We start from the raw sequence: 17,622 nt of genomic DNA on the forward strand, positions 1-17,622 counted from the left end.
GGAGGTAACCCCCGTGAACCTGGTGCTCGGGATCATCCAGATCCTGCTCGCTGTCGTCTTCCTCGGCGCCGGCCTGGCCAAGCTGACCCAGCCCAAAGAGAAGCTGCGCGACCGGATGGGCTGGGTGGACCCGGTGCCGCCGACCCAGGTGAAGGCGCTGGGCGCGGTCGAGGTGCTGGCGGCCCTCGGGCTGGTGCTGCCCCCGCTCACCGGCATCGCCACCGTGCTCACCCCGCTGGCCGCCGTCGGGCTGGTCATCGTCATGGCCGGCGGCATCCTGGTGCACCTGCGCGACCGGAAGACGTACGACACGGCGGCCGAGCGTCGCAGGGAGGTTCAGGGCGCGATCGTGTGCGCCGTGCTGCTCATCCTCGCCGCGGTGGTCGCCTGGGGACGGTTCGGCCCGTACTCCCTCTGAACCGCAGCGCCGGCGACCGTCGTGCCTGGCGGTCGCCGGCGGCGTGCTCAGGCCGGCGGTCGCCGGCGGCGGGCTCAGCGCTCGTCGCCCCCGCGGTCGCGGCGCACCGTGGCCTTGCGGCCCTTGATCGTGCTCTGCCGCAGCCCGGAGATCACCTCGTCGGCCACCCCCTGCGGCACCTCCACCAACGAGAACCGGTCGGCGATCTCGATCGAGCCGATGTCCCGGCCACGGATCCCGGTCTCCCCGGTGATTGCGCCCACCAGATCCTGCGGGCGCACCCCGGCCCGCCGGCCCAGGCCGACGAAGACCTGGACGGTGTTGCCGCCGCCCGAGCGCGGCCGGCCCCCGCCCCGCCGGTCGCCGCCCCGGCCGCCGCTCTCCGGTCGACCCTCGCGCGGACCGCGCACCGGCACCTGCGGGATCTCCACCTCGTCGTCGGAGCCCGGCGACGTCACCTCGTGGGCCAGCTTCACGGCGGCGAGGGCGACCTCCATCAGGTCGAACTCGTCGGTGAGCGTCTCCACGATCACCCGGTACCCGTCGAGGTCGTCCTCCAGCAGACTCTCCCGCAGCGCCGCCTGGGTCATCTCCAACCGCCGGGTCCGCATGTCGGCCACGGTGGGGATCTTGTCGATGGTGATCCGCTGACCGGTCACCCGCTCGATGGTCTTGAGCATCCGGTGCTCACGCGGCTCGGCGAGGGTGATCGCCACGCCCTCGCGGCCGGCCCGGCCCACCCGACCGATCCGGTGCACGTACGACTCGGGGGCGGACGGCACGTCGTAGTTGACCACGTGGGTGAGCTGCTCGACGTCCAGCCCACGGGCCGCCACGTCGGTGGCCACCAGCAGGTCGGCGGTGCCCGCCCGCAGGCGGCCCATCACCCGGTCGCGCTGCTCCTGGCTCATCCCGCCGTGCAGCGCCTCGGAGCGGTAACCCCGACCGTTCATCGTCTCGGTCAGCCGGTCGACCTCCTCGCGGCTGCGGCAGAACACGATCGCCGCGGTGGGGGACTCCACGTCCAGCACCCGGCCCAGCGCGGCCGGCTTGTGTGCCCGCGTCACGATGTAGGCGCTCTGTCGCACCCGGGGCGCCTCACCGGCGACCGTCTGCTCCCGGCCGATCTCGATCCGGACCGGCTCGCGCAGGTGCTGGCGGGCCATCCCGTCGATGCGCGACGGCATGGTGGCCGAGAAGAGCACCGTCTGACGCTGCGCCGGAGCGTGCTCCAGGATCGCCTCGATGTCCTCGGCGAAGCCCATGTCGAGCATCTCGTCGGCCTCGTCGAGCACCACCGTGGCGAGCCCGCCCAGGCGCAGGGTGCCCCGGGCGATGTGGTCGAGGGCCCGACCCGGGGTGGCCACGACCACGTCGACGCCGCTGTCCAGGGCCCGCAACTGCCGCCCGATCGGCTGCCCACCGTAGATCGGCAGCACCCGCGCACCCAGGTCCTTGCCGTATCGGTGGAACGCCTCGGAGACCTGCACCGCCAGCTCCCGGGTCGGCACCAGCACCAGCGCCACCGGGTCGCCGTCGCGGCGGTGGGGCGTCATGAGGTTCAGCAGCGGCAGCGCGAACGCCGCCGTCTTGCCGGTGCCGGTGGCCGCCTGACCCAGCAGGTCCCGGCCTTCCAGCAGTGGCGGGATCGCCTCCCGCTGGATGGGGGTCGGCTCCTCGTACCCGAGGGCGGCGAGCGCGCCCAGCAGTTCGGCGCGTAGCCCGAGGTCGGTGAAGGCGCTCACCTCGTCGGTGCCGTCGGGGGTGGCGTCAATCGGTGCGTCGATCGGTGCGTCGTGCTGTGCAGGTGCGGAACTCATGGGCCAAGCCTTTCATTACGCCGTCCAGGCCGCTGCGCCGACCGCCACAAGAGCGCGATCGGCGACCAGCGGCACCCCCACAGGGTCGCCCCCGTCAGACGGCGCCGGTCAGGATTGCCACGATCATGATGCCTCCCAGCGTGACGTCGAGCACGCCGCACCACTCGGCGTACCCGCGTGGCACCACCCGGCCGGTGCGGTGGTGGACCAGGTCCCACCCGGCGTGCACCAGCCAGCCCAACGCCACCAGCCACGCGGCCACCTGACCCCCGACGCTGACCGCGGTCAGCGTCAGCCCCACCCAGACGACCAGGCCGACCAGTTGGGTGGCGAGCACGCCCGGCCCGTGCAGGGTGCGTCGGACCAGGCCGATCAGCAGGTACCCGCCGGGCAGCACCAGCATCGTCCACGGGCTGAGCATCCTCGGGTCGACCCACAGTTCCACGGTCAGCAACAGCGCCAGACCGGCCGGCCAGTGGTGGGCCAGCGCCGTCACGGCCGGATGCCGGCGTACCGCCACCGGCGTCTCGTGCCGATGACGCACCGCCACCAGCACCATCGCCGGCACCATCAGCAGGTGACCGCCGAGCATCAGGGCGTCGCCAGCCAGCCGGCCGGCCCAGAACGGTACGAGCACCAACAGGAACGGCACGTACATCGCCGCGGCCATCTCGACGACCCCCCGCCAGTGGTGCGCCCGGTAGCGCATCCACACCGTCATCCCGACCGTCATGTTCGTGGCCATCACCAGCGCGGCGACGTCTGGCCGGCCCAGCGTCCCGGTCAGCCCGAGCAGGATGCCGGCAGCGTCCCACAGGGGCCCGAGCAGCAGCATCCCGCCGACCATCGCCAGCGCCATCTCGACCAGATGCCACCACAGCCGCCGCGTGCCGGCGCCGGGCGCTGCCGGCGTCGGCGCGGGAGACGGTACGACCATGCTGTCCGCGTACACCCGTGTGTTTTCCATGCCGTTGACCCTGCCGGTGTCCCGGCGCGGTCGGCAGGCTCGTTGAGCACGGAAATCCCGTGCGGTTCGCACGGTTCAACCGTGACGTCTCGCATGGGTGGACCGGGTGCCGGGCGGTCCTAGGATCGGTGCGTGGCGAGCGAGGCGGTGACCCCCCGGGCGGACCGACGGCTGCACCGGGCTCGGCAGGCGACGCTGCTGTCGCTGGCCACCGGCGTGTGGGCGGCCGTCCTGCTGCCCGCGGTCGGCCTGACCCGGGAGCCGTCCGCCGTCCGCGTCGTGCTCGGCGCGGTCGGGATCCTCGTCTTCGCGGCCACCCAGACCGCTGTGCTGTACGCGGCGGTCACCCCCTGGCTCGCGCACCGGTGGCGACGTCGCGCCCAGTTCGGGCTGGTCGTCGTGGCGGCGCTGACCGTGCCGTCGGTGGCCCCGGTCGCGGCCGGGGCCTGGCCGACCTGGGCGTGGATCGGGGCCTCCCTGGTGGGGATGGCCCCCCTGCTGGTCCGCCTCCCGGGGGCGCTGGCGGTCATCGCCGGCACCCTGCTCGTCTCGGCGGCGGTGGCCTGGTGGACCGGCGGGTCCCTGGGGCGGTCCGTGGCCGTGACCGGCGGCGTCGGGGTGGGCGTGGCCGCGGTCAACTGGTTCCAGGTCTGGTTCTGGGGTCTGCTGGTGGAGGCTCGGCAGGGTCAGACCGCCCAGGCCCGGCTGGCCGCCGCCGAGGAGCGGCTGCGCTTCGCCCGGGACGTGCACGACCTGCTGGGGCACAGTCTCACCGTGATCGCGCTGAAGGCCGAACTCGCCGCGCGGCTCGCACCCGTCGACGCGGAGCGGGCTGGGCGGGAGGCCGCCGAGGTGCAACGGCTTGCCGCCTCCGCGCTCACCGAGGTCCGCGAGAGCGTGCACGGCTACCGGGCCGTCGACCTCGGCGAGCAACTGGCCGCCGTGGCGGACGTGCTGCGCTCCTGCGGGGTGCGCTGCACGGTGCCGCCAGACGTCGACCTACCGCAGCCGGCCGCCACCGAACTGGCGGCGGTGCTGCGCGAGGCGGGCACCAACGTGCTCCGGCACAGCCGGGCCGAGTGGTGCCGGATCCACATCGACCGGGACGAGAACGGGGCCAGGATGACAATCGCCAACGACGGTGCCGACGACAACGGTCCGGACGAGCACAGCCACGGCCTGCGCGGCCTGGCCGACCGGCTGGCCGCGGCCGGGGGAGAGCTGCGGGTCCGCCGGGAGGACCGGGTGTTCACCCTTGAGGCGACCGTACCGGTGCCGTCGTGATCCGGGTCCTGCTCGCCGACGACGAGGACCTGATCCGGGTCGCGGTCGCCGCGCTGCTCGGCCTCGAACCGGACATCGACGTGGTGGCCCAGGCCGCCGACGGAGCCGCTGCGGTGACCGCGACGCTCGCGCACCGCCCGGACGTGGCGGTGGTGGACCTGGAGATGCCCGGCCTGGACGGCATCGCGGTGGCCGCCGAGCTGACCCGGGTCCGCCCGGAGTGCGCGGTGGTCGTGCTGACCGGGCACGGTCGTCCCGGGCACCTGCGGCAGGCGCTGACCGCCGGGGCGCGCGGTTTCGTGCCCAAGGGCTCGCCGGGCGGCGCGCTCGCCGACGTGATCCGCCGGGTGCACGCCGGCGGCCGGTACGTCGACCCGTCGCTGGCCGCCGACGCGTTGACCCTGCCCGCGTGCCCGCTGACGCCCCGGGAACTGGAGACGTTGCGGCTGGCCGAGTTCGGCGCCCCGGTCGCGGTGATCGCCCGCCGGGTGCACCTGTCCATCGGCACCGTCCGCAACCACCTGTCCGCCGCGGTGCAGAAGCTCGGCGCGGCCGACCGGGCCGAGGCGGTCCGCGCCGCCCGGGACAACGGCTGGCTCTGACCGCTTGCGTGGCGACCCGCCACCGCCGTGTCCTGGTGCGGGCGTGCCGCGGTGACGACCACGCCGTCAACCAACACCCCGCCGAGCGTTGCGACGTCATCACGCTGCGTCGCACTATGGTCAGTGGGTGTTCGGGATATCCCGGGAGGACAGAGGATGAATCACGCCGTCGTGGAAGCCATGACCCAACGTGGTGAGACCGCCGACTCTCTCGCCGCTCAGACCGGTGTCGATCCGAAGACGGCGGCCCGTTGGGCAAACCCGGGACGGATTCCGCAGACACGACACCGTGCCCAGGTCGCGGCGATCCTCGGCCGGGAGGTGATCGACCTGTGGCCGGACGTCCTGAAGCGGCGCGAGCCTGCATGGTTCCGGCCGTGGGCCGACATCGAACGTGAGGCGGTTTCGCTACGTTGGTTCGAGTTGGCCTGGGTGCCTGGTCTCCTGCAGACCGAGGCGTACGCGCGGGCGACGCTGGCGGGGGAGTCGCTGTCCGGCGAGGACGTCGATCATCTCGTGCAGGCACGCATCGGACGGCAGGCCGTCCTCCACCGTGACCAGCCCCCACTCCTGATCGCCGTGCTGGACGAGGCCGTGGTGCGGCGTTCGGCGTACGGCGATCGAGATCTCATGCGCGAGCAGTGCGAGCATCTCGTCGCGTGTGCGCAACTGCCGTCGGTGCAGGTCTACGTCGTGCCGACCGCAGTCGGCATGTACCCGGGCCTGGGTGGGCCGTTCATCGTCGCCGAGTTGGACGGCGGCGGGCGCGTCGCCCACATCGATGGCCAGGCGCAGGCGCAGATAACCGAGCAGCAGGCAGAAATTGCTACCCTGGACCGACGATGGGAACGCATTCGCGGGGAAACCCTCTCGCGCGGACAGTCCCTAGACCTGCTCAGGGAAGCGGCATCATCATGGACGTGACCGGTGCGCGGTGGCGCAAGAGCACCAAGAGCGGCAACAACGGTGGAGCGTGCGTGGAGGTCGCCGACAACCTTCCGGGCGTCGTCCTGGTTCGGGACACGAAGGACCGTGACGGCGTGACGTTGGCCTTCGCGCCGGAGGCGTGGCGAGGCTTCGTCGCTTTCACGCGAGCCCAGCGCTAGGTGTGCGTCGTGGCGTGGGATCGCGCCACCCCTGGCCCTGATCACTGGCGGCCTTCGCCCCGTCGGGCGTCGTCCGATGGCGTGCCGGTTTAGGGGTGGCCGGTGACCGGGCAATCAGGAGCGACATCCGAGGTGTCCTGGGAGTCCTGAATCGGAGGCCGAGATGCGCTGGCTGCTCCTCCTTCTCATTGTCCTGCTGGTTGTCGGCGGGCTCTGGCTGCCCCGCCGCGCGAGGCGGGCGGGCAGGTCCCTGCGGCGACAACTGGACGACTGACGAGACGGCGAGGGGCGCGCGGTGAACGCCGCGGACTGGCGGCGGCAGTTCGGCGGGCCCCGGATCGTCCACGGTGATCTGCCCCTGCGGATCGAGGGAGTGGTCAAGCCGTGGTCGATGGACGTCGGTCACAGCAAGCTGCACCTGCGGGGCATCATCGGCGACCAGGAGGGCGACGACGACCTCCGGGTGCTGGACCTGGTGTTCCACGACGTCTCGCGGATCTGCGTTCCGGACGTGTGCCGCCGGTTCGAGCTCCGGGTTGCGTCCGCCGAGCAGAAGGCCGCCGAAGAGGAACGGGTCGGGATGCGCTGGCCCTACGGGACGATGTTCCTCCTCGACCGCGACCGGGCCACGGACTATGTCGTGGCCGGCCGGGTCTACTGGGCCGAGGTCGGTATCTCGCCGGCTGACCCGTCCCCGCTGCTGGGGGAGCGTGCAGACGCCGTGGGTCCCGACGAGATCTTCTTTGCCTGAGCGAACAATCCGGCGGCGCTCACGAACCGGGACGCCGATCCGTCCGGATGACGGGGACGGTCGGGCTAGCGTGGGCGCGTGCGTACGGTGGAACTGGTCTGCTCGCCTGGCCTGGAGGTCGCGGTCCGGGCAGTCTGGCAGCGGTTGGCGGCCGCCGGGTTGCCCAGCCTGGCGCGCAACATCCATCCGACCAACCGGCCGCACCTGACCCTCGCCGCCGTCGACGAGTTTCCGCCCGGGGTCGAGTACCGCCTGGCCGAGGTGTTCGACGCCGCGCTGCCGGTGCCGGTCGCGCTCGACCGCGTCGTCGTCCTCGACGGCAGCGCCCCGCTGGTCTGGCTCGTCCGGCCGACGTCGGCGCTGACCAGGCTGCACGCCGCCGTCTGGGACGTCCTCGCCGAGGCCGACGGGCACCGCCCGTGGCACGCCCCGGGGGCGTGGGTGCCGCACCTGAGCCTGGCCCTGCGGTTCCGCGACGCGGACCTGCGGGTGGCCCGGGGCGTCGCGGGCGGGCAGCGCCCGACGGGGGACTTCGACGCCGCCCGCAGCTACGACGGGTCGGACCGGACGGTGACGCCGCTGACCCGGCTCCGCTAGGGTCAGCGCCCAATCGTCGGAGCGGGGGTTCCGGGTGCGGGATATCGGTTCCCACGAGGTTCAGGTGCGCGACGCGGGTGTCCCTGAGCAGTGCTGCTTCTGCGGCCGGCTGTCGCTGGGGCTGTCGGGTCAGGACTTCTACCTGGCGCCGTACTTCCTCGGTCCGGACCGGTCCGGCACCGACGACCGGTACGGCCAGTGCCACCTCAGGTGCCTGCGGGAGTCGGGTCTGGCTTGCCGCTGGGCGAGTGGTGTCGGTGACTACTTCTGCCGGCGGTGGCCGGACTGGACGGGTGTGCGCGGCGACGCGTGGCGGGTGCACGTCAGCCCGCCCGCCAGGACGCTCATCCTCTGGTCGGCGCACGGGTGGTTCGCCATGCTTCCGTTCCACGCCCTGCGGGCCGGCGAGGTGCCACCGGCGGTCGGCCCGCCGGCCGAGGGTCGGGTGCTGCTGGGCGTCTCGTCCACGGTGGGGTACGAGGGCGGCCCGTACGAGAGGATCTTCGCGGGGCTCGGCGGCGCTCCACCGGACCGGATCGACCTGCCGACGCTCCTTGCCGACCTGGACAGCGCGGACCGGGTGCTCACGCCGCACGTGCTCCGGGGCGGCTGGGTCGAGCGGGTCGCGTCCGAGGACCGCAAGGTGTCGCTGCCGGCCGAGTACCAGGCTCGGCACGCCGTCGAACTCGACGCGGATCTGGTCGACGCCTGCCGGCTGGCCGTACGCGCCTCGGTGGGCTGGCGGCAGCGGCGACGACGGGGGTGACCGGTCGCCACGTACCGTGGGTCGGTGATTGTCGATTGGGGTTCGTTGCGCGCGGCATCGGGCTGGGCAACGACGTTGCCCGCTGCCATCAGCCGGCTTGACCTCGACGCGGGCAGCTCCGCCGGCGCGGACGCCTTCCGCCACCTCGCCTGCGAGGTGGCACCACAAGGAATCCTCTACGAGGCGGCGCCCTGGGTCGCCGCTGAGATCGTCCGCGCCCTGCCCGGCTGGAGCGCCGCCGGCCAGGTGTGCGGCCTCCGGGTGCTCGCGGAGATCTGCGCGGCAGGTGCGCCGTCGGAATCCACGGTCCGCTACCAGGGTGAGACCGTGACGTTGGAAAGCGCGAGCCATCGGGCTGTGCAGGACGCGGTGCCGGTCTTCGCCGCGCTGCTCAACGCGGCGGAACCCGAGGTCCGTCGTGCCGCGAGAGACCTCCTGAGCCTGTTCTCCATCCGGGCGGCAGCGGCGGAGGCCGCCCTCGCACAGGCAGCGGAACGGGCCGCCGACCCGCAAGAACGCGAAGGGCTGCGAGCGGCGATCACGGACCTGGGCGAGTGGAACGAGGCGGAGGAGCCCGCCTGGGTCGATCCGGCCCTGCTGGAACTCGCCGCTCGGCGGAAACTGACCTGGAATGACCTGCCCGACCAGACCCGCCTCCGCAAGCCGAGCCTCGTGCAGCGGGTCCGCGCCCGACTCGTTGCCCGCCTGATCCGCCACCTGCGCCGGCACTACCCGCGGATCGCACTTCCGGAGCCCGACGACAGCAGGGATCATGGTCGCCATGAACGTTCCGGACACTGAGTGGGTCACCGTCGCGGCCTATCCGAACACCCGGGGTTGCCCGCAGCCGATGGCCGCCGTCCGCGCTTGACTACGTGATCGGGGCATCGACTGGATGCCCCTCGAGGCCGACGCGATCCGCGTCGACCTGGCCTGTGGCGTTGGCGCTGACGGTCGCTGGCACGGCTGGGTCGGCATCCGTGTCCAGGCTGCCGCGCTGCGCGGACTCGGCCTGCACCCGGACCAGCCGACCGCTACGGCCACCAACCCCAGCCCACCCGCCTGGTGGCACGCGGACGCGGAGCGCCGCGCCCACTAGGCCCGCGGCGCGGACCGTCCCGGGTGCGTCGGCGCAGGCCCTTGGGGCGAGCGGGCTCGGCGGATGGCCGGGGTCAGTTGCTGCCCCCGCCGTCGCCGCCCCCGCCGCTCCCGCCGTCGAAGTCACCGCCACCCACGCCGCCGGAACCGCCGGCGTAGCCGTGGCGGCCGTCGAGGAAGGGCAGATCGCCGCGGATGCCGCGTGGCTTGGGTCGCTTGCCGAGCCCGCCGAGGTGTTGCAGGCAGACCCGTTCGGCAACCGGGAAGCATTCACCTCGGCCTCCGCAGTCGGCCAGGTAGCGACTGCCGCCCGGGATCCGAAGCTCGTGGTCGACCCGGAACAGCAGGGGAAGGCTGGCCGGGTCACCTCCCTCGTCGCGGCGTGCGTGGTTCAGCGTGGCGAGCAGCAGGGTGCGGTGACCGGCGTCGGTCGGGTCACCGCTCGCCGCGAACCTCGGCTCGTGCTTCAGAGGTCGCCCGAACGCCGCCTCGCAGAAGGTGGCGTAGTCCTGCGTGTGCAGCGTCAACGCCTGCCACAGCTCGCCCGCGGCCACCGACGGCATCGCCAGCTGCGCACCGCTCTGGCGGACGGCGAGCCGGAACCACTGCCGGGTCGCGGATTCGACGACGGCGATGTCGTCGTCGCTGAGATGGGGGTACCGGTTCCGGAGATGCTCGCGCGCGCTGGCCGGAAAACGCAGGTCGGCCACGGCGCGGAGTCGGCGAGGGGTGCGGGCGCTTCTGAACGTCGTCCAGTTCATGCGGCTGCTTCCATCCGCCCGGGCTGCGGGCGCTAGGGCCCCGACTTGCCGAAGTGGCGTCGTGGCTCCTTCAGAGTAGGGCGGCAGGCAAGCGCGTCGGTTCGTCCGACCACCCCGGGCGGACCGCGTCGGACCCGGGTGGTCGGTGCGGCGCTCGTCGGGGCGATGATGGCGGCATGAGTGGTGGCACCGAGGGCCGCGGCATGGCCGAGTTGGCGGCCCTGCTGGCCGACGGCACCCGGGCCGGCATCTGTGTGGCGTTGCTCGACGGTCGGGCCTGGACGGCCGGCGAGCTGGCCCGGCGAGCCGGTGTCGCGCCGTCGACAGCCAGCGACCACCTCACCCGGCTGGTTCACGGCGGCCTGCTGGTCGAGGAGCGGCAGGGCCGGCATCGCTACCTGCGGCTGGCCGGGCCGTCGGTGGCCCAGCTGATCGAGGATCTGGCCGGGCACGCTCCGGCACCACCGGCGCCCGCCGGGTCGTTGCGCGCGGCCACCACCAGCGCCGCCCTGGCGTACGCCCGGACCTGCTACGACCACCTGGCCGGACGGGTGGGCGTGCTGATGTACGACGCGTTGGTGGCCGACGGACGACTGGACCGCTCCAGCGGCCTGACGGTGACCGCCGAGGGCTGGGCGTGGGCGGCCGGGTTGGGCGTACCGGTGGATGTCCTGCGCACCGCTCGACGCCCGGTGGTCCGCGACTGTCTGGACTGGACCGAGCGTCGCCCGCACCTGGCCGGAGCGCTCGGCGCGGCGCTGCGCGGCCGTTTCAGCGACCTGGGCTGGATCACCGCGGGCGCCGGTCGCGCGGTCCGACTCACCCCGACCGGCCGCACCGCGCTGGCCGAGACCCTTGCCGTCCCCGCGTCGACCCTCGCGCCCACCCCGCCCCCGGCAGCGGCCGCGCCTGACCCGCCCGCCCGGTACGCGGGCCGGGCGGGATCGTTCGGCGGGGGCCGAAGAATTCGGGTTCTACCGTCGGGCGGTGACTGACACCTGGCCCGACATCGCACCCGCCGCCGGAACGCCGGCGTGCGGCCCGCCCTCGTTCGCGCCGGAGCGCGGCTGGTGGGTGACGCGGCACGCCGACGTACGGGCGGCGCTGACCGATACGGCCTTCCGGGTTCCGGCGGTCGAGAGCGGCCCGCCCGGCACGCTCGCCTGGCTGCGTGCCTCGGTGAGCAGGTTCAGCTCACCGCGACGGCACGCCGAGCGCCGCTCGATCGTGGTCACCGCGCTGGACGCGCTCGACCCGGACGAGCTGCGGCAGGAGGCGGCCCGGCTGACCGGCGCCGTCCTGGACCGCGCCGGTGACCGCCTCGACGTCATGCGTGAACTGGCCCGGTCGGTGCCGTTGCGGGTGCTGGCCGATCGTCTCGGTCTCGCCGATCCGGCAGCCGCCGGGACGGCGGTCGCGGTCGTCGCGGCGGCGTACCACCCGGGGGTTGACGTGGCACTGGCCCGGAGGGCCGACCGGGCGGTGGCGACGCTGCTGGCGGAGGTGCCGCCGGCGGCGCCGGAGGTACGCGCGAACGTGATCGGCCTGCTGGTCCAGGCGTGCGACGCGACCGCCGGTCTGATCGGCGCCGCCGCCCACCACCTGCTGCCCCTGCCGGGCGGCGACGGTGCGGGCGCGGTGCGGACGGCGGAGTTGCTGGCCGAGGTGCTGCGGCTCGACCCGCCGGTGCGGGCTACCCGGCGCGTTACCGCGAGCGCGGTGCGACTGGGCGGGCGGGAACTGCCGGCGGACAGCCCGGTGCTTCTCCGCTTCGACGCGGCGAACCGGGACCCGGCGGTGTTCGCCGAGCCGGCGGCGTTCCGACCGGGCCGGCCCGGCGCTGATCTGCTGACCTTCGGGGCGGGGGAGCGCGGCTGCCCCGGCGACCGGCACGCCCTGGCCCTCGCCACCGGGGTGCTCGACGTGCTGCGCGAACGCTGCCAGCGCACCCGGGTCCCGCTGTGCCACGAGCCGCACCCGACCCTGGCGGTGGCGACGACCCTGGAGGTGAGCGTCGGATGACCGATCGGCGTGCGGAGTTCCGCGCCCTGCATCACGGCGGCCGGCCCCTGCTGCTGCCGAACGCCTGGGACCACGCGTCGGCGGCGGCCCTCGCGGCGCGCGGGCACCTGGCGATCGGCACCACCAGCCTCGGGGTCGCCGCGGCCGCCGGGCGACCCGACGGCGCCGCGGCCACCGCGGGGGAGACCCTGGCCCTGACCCGCCGGCTGGCCCGCCTGCCGGTGCTGCTCAGCGTCGACGTCGAGGCCGGGTTCGACGACGACCCGGCGGCGGTCGCCGGGTACGTGGCGGAGCTGGCCGGGCTGGGCGTGGTCGGGATCAACCTGGAGGACGGGTGCGCCGACGGCACCCTTGCCGATCCGGCGGGCGTCGCCGAGAAGGTCGCGGCCGTGAAGGCGGCGGTGCCGGACCTGTTCGTCAACGCCCGCGTCGACACGTGGTGGCTCGGGGTGCCGGACCCGTTGCCGCGGACCCTGGCCCGCGCCCGTGCCTACCGGGCCGCCGGGGCGGACGGGATCTTCGTGCCCGGCACGGTCGACCTGGGGACGCTGCGTGTGCTCGGCGAGCGGATCGACGCTCCGCTGAACGCGCTGTACCAGCCGGGCGGGCCGTCCCTGGACGAGCTGGGCGGGGCCGGCGTCGCCCGGGTCAGCACCGGCTCCCTGCTGTTTCGGGCCGCGCTCGCCGCAGCCGTCGCCGCCGCCGACGGGGCCCGCGCGGGCGCGCCGGTCAGCCCGTCGGGGCTGCCGTCGTACGCCGAGGTGCAGGGCCTGGCACCTGACCAGCGGGACCGGGGCTAGGCCGGCGCGGGACGCCACAGGCCGACCTCGAAGGCCTCGCACAGCCCTCGGTCGCGGCCGGCCACCTGTGCCCACCACCGACTCTTGACCCGCAGGTACTCCTCGGTCATGTAGTCCCGATCGAGGATCTGCCGGTACGCGGCGAGCGCCTTCATCTTGGCGCACCAGACGTTCGTGACGTCCACGAAGAAGGTCGGGCGGAAGTCGGTCGTGGCGAAGGTCGGGTGGCCGAGCAGGAGCATCGTCGGGTGACGGCTGCGGCTGACGGTGATCCGCACGGCGTGGCAGATCGCGTTGTGGTCCTGGTTCTGCCCGGCGCCGGGACCGTGGGTGATCACCACGTCCGGGCGGCGGGCGTCGATCAACGCGTCCGTGATGGTGACCAGGTCCCCGCCGGTCCGCAGGTCGTTGGAGGCCAGGTCGCCCACTTCGCCGGTTGCCCCGAGGATCTCGCAGCAGGCGTCGAACGCCTTGTCCCGGCCCTGACTCCCGCGCGACAGGGAGGCGACGTGGACGTCCATCCCGGCCTGGGTCATCCGGGCGATGGTGCCGCCGCAGAGCAGTGCCTCGTCGTCCGGGTGCGCGACGATCACCAGAGCGGTCCGCAGTGCGGTTGTCGCGAAGGGATTCACCTCGCCAACCGGGTCGTTCGCCGTCATCGAGGTGGAAGCCTCCCCCGCCCATCGTGCCGGTGCGATGTCGTCAGCCATTGACGAAGTATGGCGGCATTCCGTCAGCGTCTGATCACTCGCTGGTATGCCAGGTGCCGCCGTTCGGCGTAGCGGCCAGCGCGAGGTCAGCTCCGTTAGGGGTGAATCGGAGGATTGTTCGATCCATCCCGGTCCGGCTGATTACGGTGGTTTCAGGGCGATCCACCCAGTGCCGCGAGCGGAGAAGGGACCCCCGTCATGCGAGTGCCCAGCCGTAGTCCGGGACAGCAACCTGGTTCGCCCGTCTCACCCACCGCGCCGCCCCGCCGCCGGCCCTCCGGCATCACCCCGCGCCGCCGGGCCGCCGACGAGCCCGACCTGGCCGCCTACCGGGCCGCCGTCGCCGAACTGCTGATCGAGGTGGGCGCCCTGGCCGACGCGGCGAGCACCCGGGCCCGCCAGGTGCTCGTCGACGAACGGTTGCGGGAGCCGGCGCTCGCCGCCGTCCTCGACGCCACCCCCCAGGGGCTGCTCGGGGCGCGCGAGACGCTGCTGCTGGAGATGGCCCGCTACCAGCCCAACGAGCGCACCTCGGCGCGCGACCTCGGCGCGCTGGTGCGGATCTACCTGCTCTCCCGCATCGACGTGCTGTGGTGGCAGGACGCCCCGACGTTCGTCACCGACGACCAGGTCAACGGCAGCGCGGAGCTGGTCGACCTGGAGTGGCTGCGCCGCCGCGACCTGCTGCGGTTCCGCTACCAGGAGCAACCCGCGACCCTGCTGGGCCGCGCCGCCCGCGGGCTGCGACGTCGACTGCGCCCGGACGCCGCCCCGCAGACCGCCGGGCTGCTGTTCCGGCGCGCCCGCCGGGAGGTGGTGGCGCTGCTCAACGACCTCGCGCGGGAGTTCGCCGCCGCCGCACCGCCGAACACCCCGCCGCTGTGGGTGACCAGCCTGGTCCGCAGTGCCGAACACCAGTACCGGCTGCGCCGGCTGGGTTACGCCGCCATGCTGCCCAGCGGGCACTGCCTCGGCTACTCCGTCGACGTCGAGCTGAGCTGGTTCGAACGGTTCGGCGCGCGCCAGGCGCTGGCGGACCTGCTGCTGGCCCGGCAGGAGGCCGGTGAGCTCAACGTTATCGACGAGGGGCAGGCGTGGCACCTGTGCCTCGCGCCCGCCGCCCGGCGTCGCCTCCGCCGCGCGTACGAGGCCGAGATGGGGGTCTGAGCCAGTGTGCGGCATCGCCCTGAGCATCGGCCCCGAGGCCGACCCGGCCACCTTCCGGCGGATGCTCGCCGTCCTCGCCCCGCGCGGCGAGGTCACCGAAACCCGCTCCGAGCGCGGGCTGCTCGCCGGCACCCGCCGCCTGCGCGTCGTCGACCGGGACCGGGCGGTGCAACCGTGGACCTCGACCGACGAGCGCTGGCTGCTCTGCTTCAACGGCGAGATCTTCAACTACCGGGAGCTGCGCGCGCAACTGACCCGCCTCGGTCAGGCGTTCCGCACCGAGGGTGACACCGAGGTGCTGCTCGCCGCGTTCCAGCAGTGGGGCGAGGCGGCGGTGACCCGACTGCGCGGCGAGTACGCGTTCGCGGCCGTGGAGCGCAGCACCGGCCGGGCCTACCTGGCCCGCGACCCACTCGGGGTCAAACCGCTGTACTGGTCCCGTCGGCCCGGCTGCCTGCACCTCGCCTCCGAGGTCAAGGCGCTGGTCGGGCACGGCGCGCCGATCGTCGAGGTGCCGCCCGGGCACCACGGGTGGGTGGAGGCGGACGGGCACGTCCGCCTCAGCCCGTACGTCGACCTGCTCACCATCGGCGCGGGCCTGCCGGTCATCGACGACCCGGAGGAGGCCGCCCTGCTCGTCCGTGCCGCGCTCAGCGACGCCATCCGGATGCGGGTGGAGACCGACCTGACCGTCGGGGTGGTGCTCTCCGGTGGGCTGGACAGCTCGCTGATGCTGCGGCAGGTGCGCGACATCCACCCGGACTGCGTCGCGGTGACGGTCGGCGTCGCGGACAGCCCCGACGTCGCGTACGCCCGGCGGCTCGCCGCCGACCTCGACGTGCCGCACGTCGTGGTCGAGCTGCGCCCGCGCGACATCCGGCTCGCCGACGTGCGCGAGGCGATCCGGATCTCCGAGTTGACCGAGTACGGCGACATCATCAACGCCGTCGTGTCGGTCCCCATCTTCCGGCGCCTGCGGGACCTGGGCATCAAGGTGGTGCTGACCGGCGACGGCTCCGACGAGTTGTTCGGTGGGTACCCGATGTACCACCAGGTCGGCCCGGCCGCGGCGCGCCGGCTGTTCCTGCACCGGATCCGCAACCTGTGCCGCACCGAGTTGCAGCGGGTCGACCGGGCCGCCATGGCGTACGGGGTGGAGGCCCGGGTGCCCTTCCTCGACCTGAGCGTGGTGGAGCTGGCCATGCGGCTGCCGCTGCACCTGAAACTGCGCGACGGGCAGGAGAAGTGGATCGTCCGGCGGGCGTTCGCCGACGTGCTGCCCGACTACATCCTGCGGCGGCCGAAGAACCCGATGTCGTACTCGTCGGGGTTGCACGAGCGGGTCCGGCTCTACAAGCCGCTCTTCGCCCGGCTGCACCGCTCCTTCGGCTACGACCTTCAGGAGCCGGTGCGCCGCGACTTCGACACCGTGCTGAGCCGGTGTGGCAACGACCTCGACCGGGCCATCGCCGACGGGCTGGACCGGCCCGACTACACGGTCCTGGAGCACGCCCGTGACCTGGTCGGCGCCGCCACGTGGAACGCCGCGCCGATGGTGCGCCGGTTGGTCGGCCCGCGCCCGGCCCGGCGCTCGTCGGTCGGTTGACCCCCCGCTTGACTCTGACACCGTGTCAGGGACGAGCGTGAGGGGACCATGTTCACCATCGGAGACTTCGCCCGACTGGGCCGGGTGTCGGTGCGGATGCTGCGCCACTACGACAGCATCGGGCTGCTGCGTCCGGCCGCCGTCGACGCCCACACCGGATACCGGTTCTACCGCGCGGACCAGCTGCGCCGGCTCAACCGTGTGATCGCCCTGAAGGAGCTGGGCCTCACCCTCGAGCAGGTGCGGGTCATCGTCGACGACGCCGTCGACGTGGTGGAGCTGCGCGGCATGCTGCGGCTGCGGCGTACCCAGTTGGAAGAGCAACTGGCCGCGGACGCCGCCCGGCTGGCGGCGGTCGAGGCGAGGCTCCGGATGATCGAGTCGGAGGGCACCATGAGCACGCAGGACGTCGTCCTGAAGGAGGTCGCACCGGTGCGTGTCGCGGAGCTGACCGCGCTCGCGCCGAGTTACCAGAGCCAGGACATCGGCCCGGTGATCGGGCCGCTCTACCCGGAGTTGTTCCGCCGACTGGCCGACGCCGGCATCACCCCGACCGGACCGACGATCGCCTGGTACGAGCCGGCCGCGCCCGGCGACGGCGACGCCGTGCTGGTGCACGCCGGGGTGACCGTCGCCATCGGCGCGTCGAGTGTTCCCGACGTCGAGGTACGCGACCTTCCCGCGCTGGGCGCCGCCGCGACGATCGTCCATCACGGCGCGATGGACGACGTCGAGCAGAGCATGCAGGTGCTCGCCCGCTGGATCGACGACAACGGCTACCGCGCCGACGGCTTCGCCCGCGAGGTGTACCTGGACTACTGCCCGGAGCAGCCGGAGAAAGGCGTCACCGAGCTTCAGCTCGCGGTGCGCCGGGACTGACCGCGGCCCTGCCGTCGCGTCCGCCGCAAAAGGACGCCTCGGCAGTCGGAATTCGGACAGCCTTCGCCCATGGCTGGACACTTTCCCCGCCCGAAAATGGCCTGACCTGGGAAAACTGGTAGGAGTGGATAGAGATCCGTCACTCAACACGTGAAAGCCATTCCGTGCGTGACGGTCGAATTTCCGCCAGTCGCCCTGCGGCCGGGGGGATCAGGCGCGTGGCCGCCACGCACGATCAGCCGGTCGCCTGTCTCCTCCCCCCGCCCGC

20 protein-coding genes are annotated in these 17,622 nt (G+C 73.4%); 16 read left to right on the top strand and 4 right to left on the bottom strand.

Annotated features, from left to right (window positions below):
- Positions 1-13 precede the first annotated feature (13 nt).
- Positions 14-418, top strand: a complete 405-nt coding sequence (locus tag AB0O48_RS23145; protein ID WP_357248946.1) for a DoxX family protein — start codon at positions 14-16, stop codon at positions 416-418.
- Positions 419-492: 74 nt separating this feature from the next.
- On the opposite strand, the gene AB0O48_RS23150 is transcribed toward AB0O48_RS23145, so the two are convergent.
- Both AB0O48_RS23150 and AB0O48_RS23155 read right to left on the bottom strand, forming a co-directional pair.
- Positions 493-2,238 (bottom strand): DEAD/DEAH box helicase, encoded by a 1,746-nt coding sequence (locus AB0O48_RS23150; RefSeq protein ID WP_357248948.1) that lies wholly within the window; start codon positions 2,236-2,238, stop codon positions 493-495.
- A gap of 94 nt (positions 2,239-2,332) precedes the next feature.
- Positions 2,333-3,205 carry a hypothetical protein gene (locus tag AB0O48_RS23155; protein ID WP_365068256.1) on the bottom strand — a complete coding sequence of 291 codons (873 nt, stop codon included), beginning with the start codon at positions 3,203-3,205 and terminating at the stop codon, positions 2,333-2,335.
- Between the two features lie 132 nt (positions 3,206-3,337).
- Here AB0O48_RS23155 and AB0O48_RS23160 point away from each other — a divergent pair, with 132 nt between their 5' ends.
- The 9 genes from AB0O48_RS23160 to AB0O48_RS23200 all read left to right on the top strand — a co-directional run bounded on the left by AB0O48_RS23160 (position 3,338) and on the right by AB0O48_RS23200 (position 9,410).
- Entirely contained in the window at positions 3,338-4,489 is a 1,152-nt protein-coding gene (locus AB0O48_RS23160; protein ID WP_357572752.1) for a histidine kinase, read from the top strand.
- The gene (locus AB0O48_RS23165; protein WP_357248955.1) at positions 4,486-5,091 is read left to right on the top strand and encodes a response regulator transcription factor; all 606 of its coding nucleotides are present in this window, start codon (positions 4,486-4,488) and stop codon (positions 5,089-5,091) included. The genes AB0O48_RS23160 and AB0O48_RS23165 overlap by 4 nt, the downstream gene beginning before the upstream one ends.
- A 156-nt stretch (positions 5,092-5,247) precedes the next feature.
- A complete protein-coding gene (locus AB0O48_RS23170) occupies positions 5,248-6,015 on the top strand; it encodes a DUF5753 domain-containing protein (protein ID WP_365068259.1) in 768 nt (255 codons plus the stop codon).
- Positions 6,006-6,197, top strand: a complete 192-nt coding sequence (locus AB0O48_RS23175; RefSeq protein ID WP_365068261.1) for a DUF397 domain-containing protein — start codon at positions 6,006-6,008, stop codon at positions 6,195-6,197. Before AB0O48_RS23170 ends, AB0O48_RS23175 begins: the two co-directional genes overlap by 10 nt.
- A gap of 295 nt (positions 6,198-6,492) precedes the next feature.
- Positions 6,493-6,948 (top strand): hypothetical protein, encoded by a 456-nt coding sequence (locus tag AB0O48_RS23180; protein WP_357248962.1) that lies wholly within the window; start codon positions 6,493-6,495, stop codon positions 6,946-6,948.
- 78 nt (positions 6,949-7,026) lie between these two features.
- A complete protein-coding gene (locus tag AB0O48_RS23185; protein ID WP_365068263.1) occupies positions 7,027-7,545 on the top strand; it encodes a 2'-5' RNA ligase family protein in 519 nt (172 codons plus the stop codon).
- Between the two features lie 64 nt (positions 7,546-7,609).
- Positions 7,610-8,311: a hypothetical protein gene (locus AB0O48_RS23190; RefSeq protein ID WP_365068265.1), complete on the top strand. Its 702-nt coding sequence runs from the start codon at positions 7,610-7,612 to the stop codon at positions 8,309-8,311.
- Between the two features lie 24 nt (positions 8,312-8,335).
- On the top strand, positions 8,336-9,112 hold the full coding sequence (locus AB0O48_RS23195; RefSeq protein WP_357248971.1) for a hypothetical protein: 777 nt from the start codon (positions 8,336-8,338) through the stop codon (positions 9,110-9,112).
- 94 nt (positions 9,113-9,206) lie between these two features.
- The gene (locus AB0O48_RS23200; RefSeq protein WP_357248974.1) at positions 9,207-9,410 is read left to right on the top strand and encodes a hypothetical protein; all 204 of its coding nucleotides are present in this window, start codon (positions 9,207-9,209) and stop codon (positions 9,408-9,410) included.
- Between the two features lie 73 nt (positions 9,411-9,483).
- Here the strand turns inward: AB0O48_RS23200 and AB0O48_RS23205 are convergent, their stop codons facing one another.
- Positions 9,484-10,170, bottom strand: coding sequence for a hypothetical protein (locus tag AB0O48_RS23205; protein WP_357248977.1), 687 nt, complete (start codon positions 10,168-10,170; stop codon positions 9,484-9,486).
- A gap of 176 nt (positions 10,171-10,346) precedes the next feature.
- On the opposite strand from AB0O48_RS23205, the gene AB0O48_RS23210 reads away from it, so the two are divergent.
- The 3 genes from AB0O48_RS23210 to AB0O48_RS23220 are packed head-to-tail and all read left to right on the top strand — an operon-like array spanning position 10,347 to position 12,992.
- Positions 10,347-11,165, top strand: a complete 819-nt coding sequence (locus AB0O48_RS23210) for a winged helix-turn-helix domain-containing protein (RefSeq protein ID WP_365068267.1) — start codon at positions 10,347-10,349, stop codon at positions 11,163-11,165.
- Positions 11,158-12,192 (top strand): cytochrome P450, encoded by a 1,035-nt coding sequence (locus tag AB0O48_RS23215; RefSeq protein WP_365068269.1) that lies wholly within the window; start codon positions 11,158-11,160, stop codon positions 12,190-12,192. Before AB0O48_RS23210 ends, AB0O48_RS23215 begins: the two co-directional genes overlap by 8 nt.
- On the top strand, positions 12,189-12,992 hold the full coding sequence (locus AB0O48_RS23220; RefSeq protein WP_365068271.1) for an isocitrate lyase/phosphoenolpyruvate mutase family protein: 804 nt from the start codon (positions 12,189-12,191) through the stop codon (positions 12,990-12,992). The genes AB0O48_RS23215 and AB0O48_RS23220 overlap by 4 nt, the downstream gene beginning before the upstream one ends.
- Here the strand turns inward: AB0O48_RS23220 and AB0O48_RS23225 are convergent.
- Complete coding sequence (locus tag AB0O48_RS23225) at positions 12,989-13,702, bottom strand: PIG-L family deacetylase (protein WP_357248989.1); 714 nt, start codon at positions 13,700-13,702, stop codon at positions 12,989-12,991. The genes AB0O48_RS23220 and AB0O48_RS23225 overlap by 4 nt on opposite strands.
- Positions 13,703-13,900: 198 nt before the next feature.
- On the opposite strand from AB0O48_RS23225, the gene AB0O48_RS23230 reads away from it, so the two are divergent.
- The 3 genes from AB0O48_RS23230 to AB0O48_RS23240 are packed head-to-tail and all read left to right on the top strand — an operon-like array spanning position 13,901 to position 17,354.
- On the top strand, positions 13,901-14,869 hold the full coding sequence (locus AB0O48_RS23230; RefSeq protein ID WP_365068274.1) for a DUF5715 family protein: 969 nt from the start codon (positions 13,901-13,903) through the stop codon (positions 14,867-14,869).
- A gap of 4 nt (positions 14,870-14,873) precedes the next feature.
- Positions 14,874-16,475, top strand: a complete 1,602-nt coding sequence (locus AB0O48_RS23235) for an asparagine synthase-related protein (protein WP_357248995.1) — start codon at positions 14,874-14,876, stop codon at positions 16,473-16,475.
- Between the two features lie 48 nt (positions 16,476-16,523).
- A complete protein-coding gene (locus AB0O48_RS23240; protein ID WP_357248998.1) occupies positions 16,524-17,354 on the top strand; it encodes a MerR family transcriptional regulator in 831 nt (276 codons plus the stop codon).
- Positions 17,355-17,622 lie beyond the last annotated feature (268 nt).

The organism is Micromonospora sp. NPDC085948, assembly GCF_040686315.1.
GTDB lineage: Bacteria > Actinomycetota > Actinomycetes > Mycobacteriales > Micromonosporaceae > Micromonospora.